The organism is Bacillus sp. J33 (assembly GCF_000518885.1).
Lineage (GTDB): Bacteria > Bacillota > Bacilli > Bacillales > Cytobacillaceae > Cytobacillus.
In genome coordinates, this window is record NZ_JAEL01000010.1 from 17,361 (window position 1) to 33,216 (window position 15,856).

Annotated in this window: 12 protein-coding genes; 1 reads left to right on the forward strand and 11 read right to left on the reverse strand. The window is 40.4% G+C overall.

The features are described from left to right. Window positions 1-22: 22 nt before the first annotated feature. Complete coding sequence (locus tag L634_RS0104595) at window positions 23-1,714, reverse strand: PucR family transcriptional regulator (RefSeq protein ID WP_026581427.1); 1,692 nt, start codon at window positions 1,712-1,714, stop codon at window positions 23-25. A gap of 246 nt (window positions 1,715-1,960) precedes the next feature. Next, the gene (gene proP, locus L634_RS0104600) at window positions 1,961-3,454 is read right to left on the reverse strand and encodes a glycine betaine/L-proline transporter ProP (RefSeq protein WP_034261985.1); all 1,494 of its coding nucleotides are present in this window, start codon (window positions 3,452-3,454) and stop codon (window positions 1,961-1,963) included. Between the two features lie 523 nt (window positions 3,455-3,977). Here proP and guaC point away from each other — a divergent pair. Continuing rightward, entirely contained in the window at window positions 3,978-4,964 is a 987-nt protein-coding gene (guaC, locus tag L634_RS0104605) for a GMP reductase (RefSeq protein ID WP_026581429.1), read from the forward strand. A gap of 155 nt (window positions 4,965-5,119) precedes the next feature. Here the strand turns inward: guaC and L634_RS0104610 are convergent, their stop codons facing one another. From L634_RS0104610 to L634_RS0104650, 9 genes are all read right to left on the reverse strand, one after another. Next, window positions 5,120-5,677, reverse strand: a complete 558-nt coding sequence (locus tag L634_RS0104610) for a cysteine hydrolase family protein (protein ID WP_026581430.1) — start codon at window positions 5,675-5,677, stop codon at window positions 5,120-5,122. A 395-nt stretch (window positions 5,678-6,072) separates the two neighbouring features. Continuing rightward, entirely contained in the window at window positions 6,073-6,426 is a 354-nt protein-coding gene (locus tag L634_RS0104615) for a hypothetical protein (RefSeq protein WP_026581431.1), read from the reverse strand. 482 nt (window positions 6,427-6,908) lie between these two features. After that, window positions 6,909-7,079 (reverse strand): hypothetical protein, encoded by a 171-nt coding sequence (locus L634_RS33285; RefSeq protein ID WP_157452356.1) that lies wholly within the window; start codon window positions 7,077-7,079, stop codon window positions 6,909-6,911. A gap of 152 nt (window positions 7,080-7,231) precedes the next feature. Further along, window positions 7,232-8,881 carry a catalase gene (locus L634_RS0104625; RefSeq protein WP_026581432.1) on the reverse strand — a complete coding sequence of 550 codons (1,650 nt, stop codon included), beginning with the start codon at window positions 8,879-8,881 and terminating at the stop codon, window positions 7,232-7,234. Between the two features lie 335 nt (window positions 8,882-9,216). Continuing rightward, complete coding sequence (gene argH / locus L634_RS0104630; protein WP_026581433.1) at window positions 9,217-10,707, reverse strand: argininosuccinate lyase; 1,491 nt, start codon at window positions 10,705-10,707, stop codon at window positions 9,217-9,219. Window positions 10,708-10,722: 15 nt separating this feature from the next. Further along, entirely contained in the window at window positions 10,723-12,414 is a 1,692-nt protein-coding gene (locus tag L634_RS0104635) for an ABC transporter permease (protein WP_026581434.1), read from the reverse strand. Continuing rightward, entirely contained in the window at window positions 12,407-13,516 is a 1,110-nt protein-coding gene (locus L634_RS0104640; RefSeq protein ID WP_034261996.1) for an ABC transporter ATP-binding protein, read from the reverse strand. The genes L634_RS0104635 and L634_RS0104640 overlap by 8 nt, the downstream gene beginning before the upstream one ends. Before the next feature lie 14 nt (window positions 13,517-13,530). After that, window positions 13,531-14,622: an extracellular solute-binding protein gene (locus L634_RS0104645; protein WP_026581436.1), complete on the reverse strand. Its 1,092-nt coding sequence runs from the start codon at window positions 14,620-14,622 to the stop codon at window positions 13,531-13,533. 16 nt (window positions 14,623-14,638) lie between these two features. Next, complete coding sequence (locus L634_RS0104650) at window positions 14,639-15,850, reverse strand: ROK family transcriptional regulator (RefSeq protein WP_232233700.1); 1,212 nt, start codon at window positions 15,848-15,850, stop codon at window positions 14,639-14,641. Window positions 15,851-15,856 lie beyond the last annotated feature (6 nt).

Here is a 15,856-nt window from a genome sequence, read left to right on the forward strand (position 1 = left end):
CTTTCAAAAAATTCCTGCCTTATTAATCCTTATTATTTGTCTCCCCCAGCTTCCACAATTTAATGCTCAGATCTAAAAGGAAGCGGTCTTCTGGGTCTATCATGGATAAATGGGTAAGGGTTTCAATTTTTTTCAGGCGGTAGAGAAGCGTGTGTCGGTGCAAGTGCAGCTCCCTTGCCGTCTGGCTTGTGTTCCCCTGATTTTGAATATAGACAATGACGGTTTCCAGCAAATTGGAGTTCTTTTGCTGATCATAGTCGATAAGAGCTTTGATGGTTTGATTCACAATTTCGGTCATCTCTTGATCTTTTGCCATTCTTAATAGGGCCCGTTCAATTCTTGTATCCTCAAAATGGATACAGCAGCCCTTCCCAACTTTCCTTCTTCCGATTTTCAGAGCTTTCTGGGCATCCTCGTAGCTTTCTATAAATGTTCTCTCACCCTCATGGCATCTGCCAATCCCCCAGGACATAATAACGCCTGGCAATAACTGATTTAATCGCCGATTCAACCGGTCAAGAAAAGAATGCACTTTTTCTCTTTTCGCCAGAAATGCTGTCTCAAGAAACAAAATCATGTCATTTCCATGATTGGTAGTCATCACTTTTTGCTTGCCAATATTAGCAGCATGGAAAATCTCGCTTTGAATATGCTGCATGATACTCTCTTTCCATAATTCAAACGAGGTATTTAAATCTGTTTTTAAATAAAGTTCCTTCAGATTTTCCGGTGTACCAATTAGACAAACATAGGGCAGGTCCAATACATATCCAAGCGATTTCGCCTGGGCAATTTTTTGATCCCAGCTGGAAAAATCCCCTTTTGCAAGGCTCCAAACAAAATCCCCTCTAAGCCTAACCTTTGTTTCTTCAATGGCATTTTCCCGCAGAAACCACATCGCAAGAACCGTTGACGCATGCTCAAGGATACTTATATTTTGATTTGTTAGATAGGACTCTGCTTCACTTTCGTCCTTTGCCCCAATAATTTGATACCCTTGAATACGGTTTGCTGATTGGATAGGAATTTGCAAAATAACATGTTTTACCAGTTTAATTTTTTCAATTCTTGTCCGTAAAGGATGCCGGCTATTGATCAGTGATGTCCGCAGTCCATTTTGAATGGACCCCAGATAATCATTCCAATCCTTCATAAGATCTTTAGAGTTTATGCATTTACCTATAATTACGCCATTTTTATCTGCAATCATTAAAGGCAGACTTAGTTTTTCACTAATAAATTGAGCGATCTTTGACAGGTTCTGGTTGCCCAGAATCATATTCAATAAGGTTTGCTGGATGTTCTCTACTGCGATCATCTCTTTTTTCTGATCGCTATTAATCTCAGATAAAATGGAATGAATAATGTCAGCAAAGCGGATTTCCCATGGGATTTCGATAATCGGAAACTCTTTGTCCTCGGCAAAGGCCAGAACACCGGCGGGAATTTCATGAATATATTTCCCCTTCGCAATTGCCAGTGCAGCCGCTCCTGATTCATATACACTTTCAACAAATTGCTGAAAAACATCCATATCATGACCTGAACCCGCCCCTGTATTAAGGACAAACTCATTTTGCCGTATGTAATTTTCGACAGGGATATCCATGATTGAAACCCATTCTACAGGCTTTTTCCGCAATGTATGTTTTGCGGTTCTTACTTTAGCACCACTTAAAATCTCCAGTTCCAGAATATCTTGTATAGTCGGCACTTGTCTAAAACCTCCAAATAAGGATTAATTTTAAATAACTATCGGATTAAGCTGTTTGAAGTCAGGAGGGAATTTCGGATGGAACTTGCAGCAAAGGATGATTGAATTTATTTTTAAAAATTTTACAATATTAACAATTGAGCAGCAATACACTAAATAACTATTAAATTCATCTATTCACAATAAAAATACCTCATAAAGGAGATGGTCATTTCCTTTATGAGGTATTTTTTATTTTTATTTCCTTTAGGATACACCTTTGCTGGGAGCCTCGACTACTTGGCTATCCTTTTCTGTTGCCATTTTAAATTCATCTTTCCACCAAAGGGCTTTCTCCGGATTCTTCAGGATTTCTTCAACTTCGCTGGAATCTTCCACTACAGGCATGGAACCTCGCAGTGATCTATTTGCAGTTTCTTTTACAAAAGCACCTACAACTACAAGCCCAAATAAACAGGATGCCATTAAGTAATAAGCTGGAATCATTGTGTTATTTGTAAGGCCTACCAGCCATGCGACAACCAGCGGTGTTGTCCCGCCAAATAAGGAAGTTGAAATATTGTACGTAATCGCAAGAGATCCGTACCGGACATTTGTGAAAAATAAAGATGGAAGTGTTGCGGGAAGTGTTCCCTGTAAAAGAGCAAGCATACTGCCAAGAAGAAATAGGCCCAAAAAGACTAAAAATTCATTTCCGGTACGCATTAACAAGATGGCTGGAATACTAAGCAAAATATTTCCAATCAATGATCCTTTAATGAAAAGATTCCGGCTGCCAATACGGTCACTCAAATAGCCCACTGTCAAAATAATAGGAATCATGGTGACCATCAAGAGAAGGACCAAAAATAATCCTTTCGTTTCACTATAGCCCAGCTCCTGGGATAAGTAAGATGGCATATAGGTGAGGACTGTATAGTTGGTTGTGTTATAAAAAAGTACAATTCCAATACAGATCAAAAGCGGTTTCCAATGACTGGTTAGTATTTCCTTAAGGGAAGCCCGGTGTATATCTGCTTTTTCCTCTTTCGCCATCGCCTTAAATGCAGGTGTTTCTTCTAAGTGGGTTCGGAAATAAAATCCAATTATTCCTAAAGGACCAGCAATTAAGAATGGAATACGCCAGCCCCATTCAACCATTCTTTCAGGGCCGAGAAGATATGACAGCAACGTAACCAATCCAGCACCTGCACAAAAACCGACAAGTGATCCGACTTCTAATGAACTTGCTAAAAAGCCCCGCCTTTTATCTGGTGTTGACTCAGCAATATAGGTCATCGCACCGGCATATTCGCCTCCAGTAGAAAATCCCTGGACTAACCGTGCAATCAGCAGCAGAATAGGTGCAGCAATCCCAATTGTCTCATAACTCGGAATCAGACCAATCGCTAAAGTCGATGCAGCCATTAAGATTAATGTGATAGCAAGGATATTTTTACGGCCAAATCGATCTCCCATCATGCCAAAAAACATACCGCCGATTGGACGTGCAATAAATGCAATTGCAAAGGTTGCAAAAGCATAAATTAATTGAAAAGATGGATCAATTTCCGGGAAAAAAACTTTACCAATTGTAATTGCCAGATAAGCGTATAGACCAAAATCAAACCATTCCATGGCATTCCCAAGCGAAGTAGTTAAAACAGATTTCTTCGCATCTTTTATGTCAACAACACTGACATCTTCCTTATCAAGCTTCAATTCAGACCTTCCAAGAATGCTTTTTATTTTTTGGTCCATTAATTCTCCCCCTTTAATATAAATGAATGGTTAAATATTGAGTTCTATAAGGCTGATACTTTTTTAAAAAGCGGAACGTTTGAAATAAATGTGCTTTGAGGTGAGATTAGATAGGTTTTGTTATCTTTGAATTGGTGCTGATCGGTTGAACCAATTGAAATAATTGATTTACGATTGCATCACTCCTTTGCTGGTTTTTAAAAATTGGAGGAATGATTCTCCTTATATTGATAACGTTTTCAATCTGGATATAAACTAGATTATAGGAAAAGAAAGACCCAAAAAACATCTGTAAATTTGTATGAATTTTCAAACATCCGGTTTATACAACTTGTATGAATTGTCAGAAAATTTATCATTTATTAACGTAAAAAACCGCACGACTGAAACTTACTGTGCGGTTAAATATATTCCCCATTTCAACTCTCCAAAATGTATAAGACCCATTAAAACCGATAAACCTATCCTTGCATTGATTGCTTATTCAACTTAACTTTAGTGTTTGTGTTTGGGAGGGTAATAAATGGAAAATGTATTTGATTATGAAGATATTCAATTAATACCGGCAAAAAGTGTGGTAAATAGCCGATCTGAGTGTGATACAACGGTGTCCCTGGGCAGGCATACTTTTAAGCTGCCCGTAGTGCCTGCTAATATGCAGACGATAATAGACGAAAAAGTCGCTACTTACTTAGCGGAAAATGGTTATTTCTATATCATGCACCGATTTGAACCAGATAAACGGCTCTCTTTTATTAAAGAAATGAATGAACGCGGTCTATACTCCTCCATCAGTGTTGGAGTTAAAGAAGACGAGTATAGATTTATACAGCAAATAGCTGATGAACAGCTTTCACCAGAATACATTACCATTGATATCGCACATGGCCATTCCAATGCAGTCATTCAAATGATTCAGCATATTAAGAAATACTTGCCTGAAAGCTTTGTGATTGCTGGTAATGTCGGAACCCCAGAAGCAGTCAGGGAATTGGAGAATGCTGGTGCTGATGCCACAAAAGTAGGAATTGGACCTGGAAAAGTGTGCATCACAAAGATTAAGACTGGATTTGGAACCGGGGGCTGGCAATTAGCAGCACTCCGTTGGTGTGCAAAGGCAGCAAGCAAGCCGATTATTGCTGATGGAGGGATACGCACACATGGTGATATTGCCAAATCTATTCGATTTGGCGCAACGATGGTGATGATCGGTTCATTATTTGCAGGACATGAAGAATCTCCTGGAAAAACCATTGAGAATGAGAAAGATGGAAAGCTCTATAAAGAATATTTTGGCTCGGCCTCCGAATTTCAAAAAGGGGAAAAGAAAAATGTAGAAGGCAAAAGAATATTGGTGGAGCACAAAGGATCCTTAGAAGAAACGCTGAAAGAAATGGAGCAAGATCTTCAATCCTCCATTTCATACGCAGGAGGAAACAAGCTGGATGCCATCCGCCATGTAGATTATGTTATTGTAAAGAATTCAATCTTTAATGGTGATAGGGATTAGAAAAGATTTAAGATAGCTTGTTAGAGCATGTGCAAATAAGGCTTACACCGGATATATGCTTTTAAAAAGCAAATCTTTTTTCAAAATACCCCAATTTCTTGTGTGTTATCAAAGAAATTGGGGTATTGTTCTTAATTAGAACTGTCAGTTTAAAATTACCTATATGAATCATGAGTTGGATGAAACAAGTTTTCATCTGCATTTCTTACAATTGAAAAGTGTTCAACATTGTAATGACCATGAAGAGTTTTATTATGATGCTTTATAATTTGTTCTGCACTTAAAACATCACTGTCCACTGTTGAGTGTCCATCACCTACTAATGTGACATCCAAACCGCTAATTGTTGCTGTTCGGACAGCACTATCTATACAGTGCTGTGTTGCACACCCCATAATAACAACATGATTAATCCCTTCAGATCTTAAATAATTTAAAAGTCCTGTCCCATGGAAGGAATTCGTTGCAGTTTTGTCGAAGATTTTTGCCTCCGCCGGTACATTAATTTCATTGTGGACTTGAAATCCTTTACCAATTCCATCAGCAACATCAAGGTCCCTGACAAAAACAACTGGAACATTCTGTTTTCTTGCCTTTTCAATCACTAAATTAATATTCCTAATAAGTTGCACTTTGCCAAAAACAGCACTTGCTTCTTGATTACCATCAATTAATTCTTGCTGGGCATCAATAATTAACAATGTTTGACTCAAATAATTTTCCCCTTTCAAATTAAGGGAAAGGCATTTTTTCTTATTTAGCCTTATTCCCCTTATTTCTCAAGCAAAAATATTTTTTAGTCATAATATCTGCCTCCTAAAGAAAATATCGCCAACGATACCAGGAATTTTCAGACAATTAAACCTTAACACAAATTCTTTTTAAATGATACGTTAATAATAGAATATCGTTGTCTGAAACCAACTATTATTGAAGCAATATTGGTATCAATATAATAAACAACAAAAAAGGCTTGGACATAAGTGCACACCAAGCCTTTTTTGTTCATTTATTAAATTTACTTTGAAAATTTTACCTGTTCCTTTATAACATTCATTTTAACAGAGAGCAACCATTTTCTTGGAAAACAGTTTATTTTATTTGAATATTAAAAGCCTCTTCGTTCTTCAGATGGTTCTTCATCTAAATCTGGTTCTTCCTCATCCATATTAAACGGAGTATCAGGTTCACCTTGTCTGCGTATATTTCTTGGGTCTGTATCTAAATCTGCGCCTTCGTTGTTATTAATGTCAAGGTCATTGTCCCTATCAAATCTTACATCTGTTGGGTCGAGGTCTCTATTATTGTCAAGAACACCATTATTATTGTCACGGTCATAACGAACCGGACGAGTACCTACTCCATCTTGCTCATTCATCTCGTTATTACCCAGATTACATGCAGATAAAAAACTTACCGAAAGCAATACAGACAAAATCGAAATGTACCACTTATGCTTCATTTTTTTAACCTCCATTTTTAATTTTTGGCTCTGTTAAATTTGCCTGTTGATTTCAGCACGAGGCACTCGCTTTCCGCGGGCGGTCCGACGCTTCTCGGTGCATTCGCACCTGCGGGGTCTCCCGCTGACACGCTTCTCCCGCAGGACATTGAATAAGCTTCCTCGAATGAACAACGCACGAAGAAAATGCGATAGTATTTTCGAGGATCTCGTACCTTCCGCTCCAATCAAGAGGGTGCTAAATTCAACAATAAGCTTTAACACAGCCTAATTTTTTAATCAAACTTAATATGTGCCTTAAACGATTTCTTAGTCTTAATTTGAAAATGCAATTTTTGTTATTTGAAAATACCCTAAAGCTGGAAATTATTTTTTCGTCAATATATATGTTGATTTAACCGAATTAAAATAGACCGTCCAAAAAGACGGTCCTAATTCCACTTTTATATTGAATTAACTTCTACAAAAAAAGTTTCTAAAATTTATCTTGCTGTAACATCTTTAATTGCGTCGGAAACGCGGTCAACTGTTGCTTTTCCAAAATCCTCAACAGTATCAATTGCATTTTTAACAGCATCGCCTGTTGCTTCAACTCCGCGTTTTGTTCGATTACGCGCTTGATCAATGGCAGATCGATTTTGCTCCGTCATCATGTATCCCCCCTAAATTCTGTTGTCTTCCTTATTATTTAAAAAGATTATTTTGTTATTCATACATGGGGTACAATAGAATTACGGCAGAAAAAAGGGCTGTCAGACAGTTAAAATCACTTTCTGAACAACCCCTTTGCATTCTTACTTTATAATTAATATGGATCCGCTTCGTGGCTTTTCTTCACAGCCTCTTCTGTTGCTTTGTTGGCAGCTAATGTACCTTCGCCGAATTTCGATATACCTGCTTCTCGGCCTGGAACTTTGTTTTCCACCTTCTTTTCTTGCATTTCTTTCATTACTTTTTCAATACCTTCCTTCACACGGCGGCCGTAGTCTTCATCTGCTTGTGTAAAGTGATGAATCATTGCATCCTGAATTCGTTTGTCGCATATCGCAAGCGCTTCGGACAGGTTTTTGATCAATTCATCGCGCTCCCAATCTTCAAAGCTGCGGTACGTGTGGCCCGCTTGACCGTAATTGTTAGGACGGTCAATAGGTGCACTCATCACTGCCGCATTATACATTGGCTGATGCGGTTTGCGTTCTTTTTCACTTTCTTCCTGAAAGCCTCCGACCATCGATGGTTCATAGTTAATATGTGGACTTTCTCCAGACTCTTTCGGATCACGAATATCCATTTGCCCGCGATGCTGATTCGTGCGAACAGGCGCTTTCGGTGCGTTCACAGGCAATTTCAGATAGTTCGCACCTATACGGTATCGCTGCGTATCGGAATAAGAGAAGGTACGGCCCTGCAGCATTTTATCGTCTGAGAAGTCCATTCCATCTACAAGAACCCCTGTACCAAAGGCGGCCTGCTCAATCTCCGCATGGAAATCAACCGGATTGCGATCAAGGACCATTCGACCCACTGGCAGCCATGGGAACTTATCCTCCGGCCAGAGCTTCGTATCATCGAGTGGGTCAAAATCCAGTTCCGGATGGTAATCATCTTCCATGATCTGTACAAAGAGCTCCCATTCCGGATAATCACCTCGCTCAATCGCTTCATATAAGTCTTGTGTCGCATGACCGACGTTCTTCGCTTGAATTTCGTTTGCCTCATCTTGTGTTAAGTTACGAATACCTTGCTTCGGCTCCCAGTGATACTTCACCAGGACAGCCTCGCCTTTGTCATTTACCCACTTATAGGTATTTACACCAGATCCCTGCATGTGGCGGTATGTCGCTGGTATACCCCATGGAGAGAAAAGGAATGTAATCATATGCGTTGCTTCAGGTGTACGGGAAACGAAGTCAAACATCCGCTGAGGATTTGGCACGTTCGATGCTGGATCAGCTTTAAACGCGTGAATCATATCAGGGAACTTCATTGCATCGCGGATAAAGAAAATTTTCAGGTTGTTCCCAACCAGATCCCAGTTGCCATCTTCCGTATACATTTTTACAGCAAAGCCACGCGGATCCCGCGCTGTTTCAGGCGAATCTTTCGCACCTGCCACTGTGGAGAAACGTACCATTAACGGTGTTCTTTTCCCGGCACCAGAAAATACCTTCGCGCGAGTATACTTCTCTACCGGCTCATCTCCAACTTTTCCATACGTTTCAAAATATCCAAATGCTCCAGCTCCCCGTGCGTGTACCACACGCTCCGGCACCTCTTCCCGATCAAAATGGGAAATTTTTTCAATAAAATGGTAATTCTCAAGTGTAGCCGGGCCGCGATTGCCAATTGTCCGGATGTTTTGGTTATCCGTCACTGGATGACCCTGGCGTGTTGTCAGCGTCTCAAGTTTTACATCTTCACCATTTGAAGCATTCACATCTTTGTTCTCTGCCAAAATAATTCCTCCTTAAACAAATTACCCCTTTATTTTTCCTATTATCAGTAATTTTATCCATAATAAGGGTATTAAGGATTTATAATAATTTCTCCATTGTTCATGATCATAATAATTTCAAAAATTGATGGCACATACTTATTTCTCAATAGAACTAAGTCTCTTAATGTGGATTTTGAATAAATAACTCCTTAGCTAACAAAAAAAAGATTGCCGAAGCAATCCTTCTTGATCTCGTACTTCAGTTTGTCAAGTATCCCAATGGGTAGCTTTGGGTTCAATACCATCAATGGTTAGTCCTAATTTTAATTATGTGTAAGTTGAGTTAATAATAATTAAAATTTAAAACCGATTAGTTGATCTCGCTTTTGCTTAAGCTCACTGACTGTTCCTTCATAACTTAGCATTTCCCCAGTTAGTATTTCATTTCTGATCTTGATCATTCTAGAAACTTCATCAGGATTCGGTCCGCCCTGAAGGTTTCGGATTTGAACAAAATATTCAGGGGAGATAATCCTCTGCCATTCTTCCTCGGTAAGGGAGACTGAAACAAATCCTTGGATGACTTCATTAACTTCCTCCACTTTCCAGTCACAAAGTTCTTTTTGTTCCTTCACAGTCTGTTTGGATATATAGCTGGAGATAGAGTGGGCTTTTCTGAAAGGTATGCTGTAATCTCTTGATAGGGTGTCTGCCAGTTCAGTGATAGTAATGCAGGATTTCTTCGCCATTTCTCTTGCATGTTCTTTATTGACTTTTAAGGTAGCAATCACTGCGTACATCAGCTTTAAGACCCGATTGGCATTATTGAAGGCACGATACAAATGGGGCTGTAAATCATCTTCTGTATCCACAATATCGCCAAATGGCGTATTATGAACCATATTCATGGCAGCAAAAGCCTCACCATAAGCACTGCTGGCAATGGATCTGGAATGCTCAATAGAAACCGGATTCCGTTTTTGAGGCATAATGCTGCTGACCTGTACGTAAGGATCAGCAACCAAGAAAGTGCCAAACTCCCTTGTCACATGCTGCAGGAAGTCCTGAATCCACCGGCCAGTATTCACCATGCAAGTCATAAGGGCAGAAGAAGTCTCAAGCAAGTAATCTGCTCCCCCAATCGAGTCATAGGAGTTCTCAATAATCTTATCAAATCCCAATAATTCACAAGTTCGGTTACGGCAAATTGGGAAGCCGGTTGTTGTAAGGGCCGCTGCACCCAGCGAAGATTGGTTAACCGTTTTATAGGCAGCCCATAATCGCTTAATATCCCGCTGCAGGACATCGTAAATAGCCAGCAGATAATGTCCCAATGTTGTCGGCTGAGCTGGCTGTGTATGTGTATAGCCAGTCATATATGTCTCTTTATGCTGTTCAGCCTGCTCCAGCAATGCCTCACTAAGCTGATAGGCACTTCCTAGAAGTTGCAGCAGTCTTTCTCTTAGAACCAACCTGTACATGGCAATGCCCATATCATTCCTGCTGCGCGCGATATGAATCTTGCCGGCTAGCTCATCTCCTATTTCTTCTCCTATTTTTGCTTCCATCATAAAGAAGAGATCTTCAAATTGAGGCTGGTAGCATAACGAACTGGTGTCTGACTGTGCCACTTTATTTATGCCTTCCAGCATAATTTTCGCTTCGTCTTTGGGAATAATCCCCTGCTCTGCAAGCATGATTACATGCGCCCGGTGTATATCAAACATGACATGAAATAAATAATCCCTCTGATCATTAAAAACAGGCATCAGCAGTTCCTCTGCATACGTCTTCCCAGGAAAGGCATAGCCTTCACTTTTGATAAACTCTTCTAATCTGCTCATTTTTTCAACTCCGTTTTAAGATAATGATTTTTCAGCTTTAACTCCAAAGAACCGATTCGATATGAAAAGTACAATCGCAATTAATGCTATCTGGATCATTCCGTAAGCTGCAGCCTGCCCCATATTAAACATCCTTAGCTGATTCATAATCTCGATGGAAATGGGGCGGTTTGAGATGGTGTACAGCAATACGGAAGTTGGAAATTCACCGACTGACTCAACAAAAGCAAGCAAAGTACCTGATAAAACCCCCGGCATAATAATCGGGAGAATGACTTTCCTGAAAGTATAAAACCACTTAGCACCCAGACTCCTTGAAGCTTCTTCTATGGAATCATCTAATTGCTCCAGTACAGCATTGGTTGACCTAACGACTAATGGAATATGACGGATAAAATAAGCCAGCGGCAAAATCCAGAAAGTACCGACAAGGATGTTTCCGAACGAAAAGATCGTAGGCTCATTAAAAGCAAAAATTAAGTTCATCCCGATGACGGTAGCCGGCAATGCCCAAGGAATCATGACCAAAATATCCACAAAGCTCTTACCGACAAATTTCCGTTTTACCAGAACATAGGAAGCCAATACTCCAAAGACCAGGTTGCCTGCTGTAGCGATAAACGACAGAATCAAGCTATTTTTCAATGGCTTGAAAATGTTCGGGTCCTGGAACAACAAACGATAGTTTTCAAAGTTAAATACAGATGGATACGTTTGCCATGTCCATGTTCCGTCTGGCACGAGCGACAGAAGGAGAATCGTGAAATGCGGGAGCAGCAGAATGATCACTCCAACAATTCCTGTAAAAACAAGTGTCCACTTTAAAAAAGGATTATTTACTTCACTGCGATGGGCACCAATCCCTTTTGAGGCCATCCGATAATCCTTGCGATTTTGGTACCAGCGCATAAAAAGCAGGAAACTGATGGATACGATCGATAATATAACAGATTGCGTGGCGGCAACTTCCATATCCCCATTAATTTTTGAAAAATAAATTTGCAAACTTAAAACCCTGAATCCTCCTGCAAGCAAAAACGGCGCACTGAAGGAAGCCATCCAGATCATAAATACAAGCAAAGAGGCTGCTACGATAGCTGGTGTTAATAATGGAAAGGTTACTTTCCAAAAAACTTTAAAACGGTTTGCTCCCAGATTGTATGCTGCCTCTTCCAAGGAAGGATCAATTTTATTAATAGCTGATGAAACAGTCATATAAAAATACACATACATGGTGTAGGCATGAACAATTAAAATGCCTGATACACCGCCAACTTTAAACGGTACCTCATCCAGCCCGAATAAATCTTTAATGGCATTTGGAATCAATCCCGTTTCCCCATATAAAAACATAAAGGCCATAACCCCTACCAATGATGGGAGAACAATTGGCATGATGGCAGCAGATGCAAAGAAACCTCTGCCTGGAAAATCATATCGGTTAAATATGAACGCCAGCGGAATGCCAATAAAAGCACTAACAAGAACACTTAAAATAGAGATATAAACAGAATTCCAAAGGGCTTCCAGATTAGTCTTGGACTCCTGCGTAAAGAAATCACTGTAATTCCCGAGAGTCATGCTGCCGTCCTTTTGCAAGCTCTCCATAATCGTCCGCAAAGACGGATAAAGCACATAGGCCACGAGGACCAATAGGACAGGAATAAGAAGCAGCAGTGTCAGTCTTGTATCCCGATTTTTAATCATGATTATCACCAGTTACGACCGGAATGATTCTCATCTGCTCTTCAGGCAGTTCCACCCAGATATGAGATCCCGCCTGCATGTTCCTGGATAAGCCATTATTAAGTGCATTCACTTGAAGCTTTAGTTCTTGGACCCTGACAATAACATTGATCAGGGAGCCAAAGAAATGCACTTCTTCAACGGTTCCTTTAAAAATATTTTTCCCTTCCGTTTCTTTTTCTAATATTTTGATAGATTCTGGGCGGATGGATAAAGCCAGGCCCCCTTTATTTTCCTGATTATAATTAAATGGGCTGTTCCGGATCGCCAGCTCAATAGTGCCCTCACCGTTCTGTACATTTACAAAGATAAAACCTTGTTCCATCCTGTCTATTTTTACAGGCAGCAAATTAATTTCTCCGATAAACCCTGCTACGAAATCATTGGCAGGTTCATTGTAAATTTCCGAAGGTGTCCCCACCTGGTGGCAGACCCCAAAGTTAAATACCGCAATTCGGTCGCTCATGGATAGTGCTTCAGCCTGGTCATGGGTCACATAGATAGTCGTAATCTTGTAATCTCTTTGCAATCTTAGGATTTCGCTTCTCATTTCATCACGCAGCTTGGCATCCAAGTTGCTGAGAGGTTCATCCAGGAGCAAAATCTCCGGTTCTATCACTAATGCCCTTGCCAGCGCAACACGCTGCTGCTGACCTCCGCTTAACTGGCTCACCTGACGATCGGCGTATTGCTCAAGCCTCACTTTTTGCAATACATCCTCAACCTTTTTTTTGAGCTCCTTAGAGCCAAGTTTTCTTACCCTTAATCCAAAAGCGACATTTTCAAACACCGTCATGTGAGGAAAAAGGGCATAGTTTTGAAAAACCATGCCCGTATTTCTCTTTTCAGGAGGTACACGCGTCATATCCTTATTGCCGAAACGGACAACACCTTTAGTAGGATAATAGAATCCAGCAATCATCCGAAGTGTGGTCGTCTTGCCGCATCCACTTGGTCCAAGGAAGGTGAAGAATTCCCCATCCCTTATATCAAGATTTAAATGATCGACTGCAATCACCTTTCCAAAGGCTTTTTGGACATTATCAATGTTTATAGACGCCATCCCCATTACACTTCCTATTCTTTAATTTCTTTTTCTCCGCTCTTAATGTTTTCATCCCAATACTTCATCCAGCTGTCACTATGCTCCTGAAATACTTTCCAGTCGATATCCATGCTTTTAATCTCTGTATTGGTGATCCACTCAGGAAGTCCTTCGACATCATCCCTTGTTGGAATCCGATAGAATTCATCAGCAAGGATTTTAGCTGCCTCAGGAGTGTTGACAAATTCATAGAATGCTTCTGCCGCTTTTGGATGCGGAGCTTCGTTCACAATCGCAATTCCTTCGGTCAAGACTGGTGTGCCGCTTTCTGGAATAATAAACTCAAAAGGATAATTTTTATTTTCTTTTAACATAACGACGTCAGGCATCGCCCAGACAGAAAGGGTTCCTTCCCCTTTGGCCACCTTGTTGTACATCATTTCAGGGTTCGCAGCGTACTCTTTCGTGTTTGCATCCAATTTTTCAAGCCATTCGTATCCTGCGGCAGTATCATTGGAATCCTTGAAATCACGGTATATCATGGCTGAAAAAATGGTTCTCATCGTACCCGATGCCAGCGGATAGCGGATAATGATTTCATCCTTCCACTTAGGATCCAGAAGCTCATCCCAGTCTTTCGGTGCTTCATCTTCGGACAATTCTTTGCTGTTATACATAATGACTTCCGGTGTTTGGCTTGTGCCGGACCAATGCCAATCCGGATCATGGAAACCTTCCGCCAGACTACCCGAATAAGAAGGCTCATATGGCTTTAATAGTCCTTCATCTTTAGCCTGATCGAAGTTTACAGATGGTGCTCCCCACCATACATCAGCCTGGGGATTGTTTTTCTCGGATCGGATCCGGTCCAGGACCTCCTGTGATCCCATATCAAGCCATTCAACATCAATCTGATATTTTTCCTCGAATTGCTGCTCAAACTTTGATAGAATATCTTTTCCATGGGGTGAATATACAACAACCTTATCTTCCAGTTTGTTCTCTTTCTCTGCCGGATCATTTGTATTAGAACTGGATCCTTGTTCAGAACTGCATGCCGAAAGCATTAATGCAGCAGATATGGATAAAGTGGTAAAAATGGCTGCCCTTTTCTTATTTTTCATTGAAAAATCCCCCTCATTATGAAAATTTAATAATACTTTCATGCTCCCGTAAAAAGAGTGAAACAGCACCAAGCACTCCCGCATGATCACCTAATCGTGAAACCTTCAATTCTACTGAACTTGGAAGATAGTGATTCACGATATTGCGCAATCGGGGCAAAATGTAATCAGATGATTTTAAAACACCACCTCCTAAAATAATGATCTCAGGATTCAATAAGCTTGCTGCATTAATAATTCCATAAGCTAGTTGCTGGGTGGCCTCTTCAATGACTGAAACCGCTGACTGGTCGCCCTTTTTAGCAAGTGCAAAAGCCATTTCCCCCGACAGCTCTGACTGATGAGCCTGCGAATATAGCGGATGATCAGGTTTTTGCTGAATGATTTCCGTCAGCTTTTTTCCAATCGATTTTCCCCCGGCGACACTTTCCAAATAACCATAGCGGTGAAAGATTGGCTTAAAGTCTTTTTTCATATCTGTTTTATCTGTCACCATATAGCCCATTTCACCTGCAGCGTTTGCATGTCCCCGGTAAAGCTGATTGTTAATAATAATCCCGCTTCCGATTCCTGTACCGACCGCTATAAACAGAACATTCTGTTTATTTTTCGCATTTCCCAGCCATTGTTCACCTAGTGCTGCAACATTCACATCGTTGTCTACATGGACAGGAAAAGGGAAATATTTTTCCGCTTCAGCTAAAAAAGGATAGCGGACCCAATTCAGACTCGGAGCTTCCAGCACGACTCCACTGGATGTAAGCGTAATCCCAGGTACACCCGCTCCCATTCCAAGCACCTGTTTAAGCGGAATCTGGCATTCATCCAGCATGGAATGAACTTCTTTAGAGATTTGCTTTAAAAGTCCGGCTTTTAAAAATTGATTCGTTGAGAAACTGCTTGATTGGACAATGTTTCCTCCCAAATCACTTATAACAGTTTTTACTTTCGTGCCTCCGATATCTGTTCCGATTACATAAGCCGCTTTTTCGTTGAAATAAAGATGGATCGGTCTCCTTCCTCCTTGTGAAGAAGATTCACCTATTCCCTTTTCATACACCCACTTTTCACCTATCAATTCATCTACCAATAAAGAAACAGTCGGCTTGCTTATGGAAATCTTCGCAGCAATCTCAGCCCTTGAAGTCGGTGAATTTTCCTGAATCCATTGAAGTACTCTCTTTTTATTCATTGATTTTATTTGCATAGGTGTCCCATTAAAATTCATCACATC

What these genes read in the sequence shown, in the direction of transcription:
- L634_RS0104640 (WP_034261996.1), bottom strand. Translation starts at nt 13,516, where the DNA reads ATGGCGTCTATAAACATTGATAATGTCCAAAAAGCCTTTGGAAAGGTG.
- guaC (WP_026581429.1), top strand. Translation starts at nt 3,978, where the DNA reads ATGGAAAATGTATTTGATTATGAAGATATTCAATTAATACCGGCAAAA.
- proP (WP_034261985.1), bottom strand. Translation starts at nt 3,454, where the DNA reads ATGGACCAAAAAATAAAAAGCATTCTTGGAAGGTCTGAATTGAAGCTT.
- L634_RS0104615 (WP_026581431.1), bottom strand. Translation starts at nt 6,426, where the DNA reads ATGAAGCATAAGTGGTACATTTCGATTTTGTCTGTATTGCTTTCGGTA.
- L634_RS0104645 (WP_026581436.1), bottom strand. Translation starts at nt 14,622, where the DNA reads ATGAAAAATAAGAAAAGGGCAGCCATTTTTACCACTTTATCCATATCT.
- argH (WP_026581433.1), bottom strand. Translation starts at nt 10,707, where the DNA reads ATGAGCAGATTAGAAGAGTTTATCAAAAGTGAAGGCTATGCCTTTCCT.
- L634_RS0104650 (WP_232233700.1), bottom strand. Translation starts at nt 15,850, where the DNA reads ATGAATTTTAATGGGACACCTATGCAAATAAAATCAATGAATAAAAAG.
- L634_RS33285 (WP_157452356.1), bottom strand. Translation starts at nt 7,079, where the DNA reads ATGATGACGGAGCAAAATCGATCTGCCATTGATCAAGCGCGTAATCGA.
- L634_RS0104635 (WP_026581434.1), bottom strand. Translation starts at nt 12,414, where the DNA reads ATGATTAAAAATCGGGATACAAGACTGACACTGCTGCTTCTTATTCCT.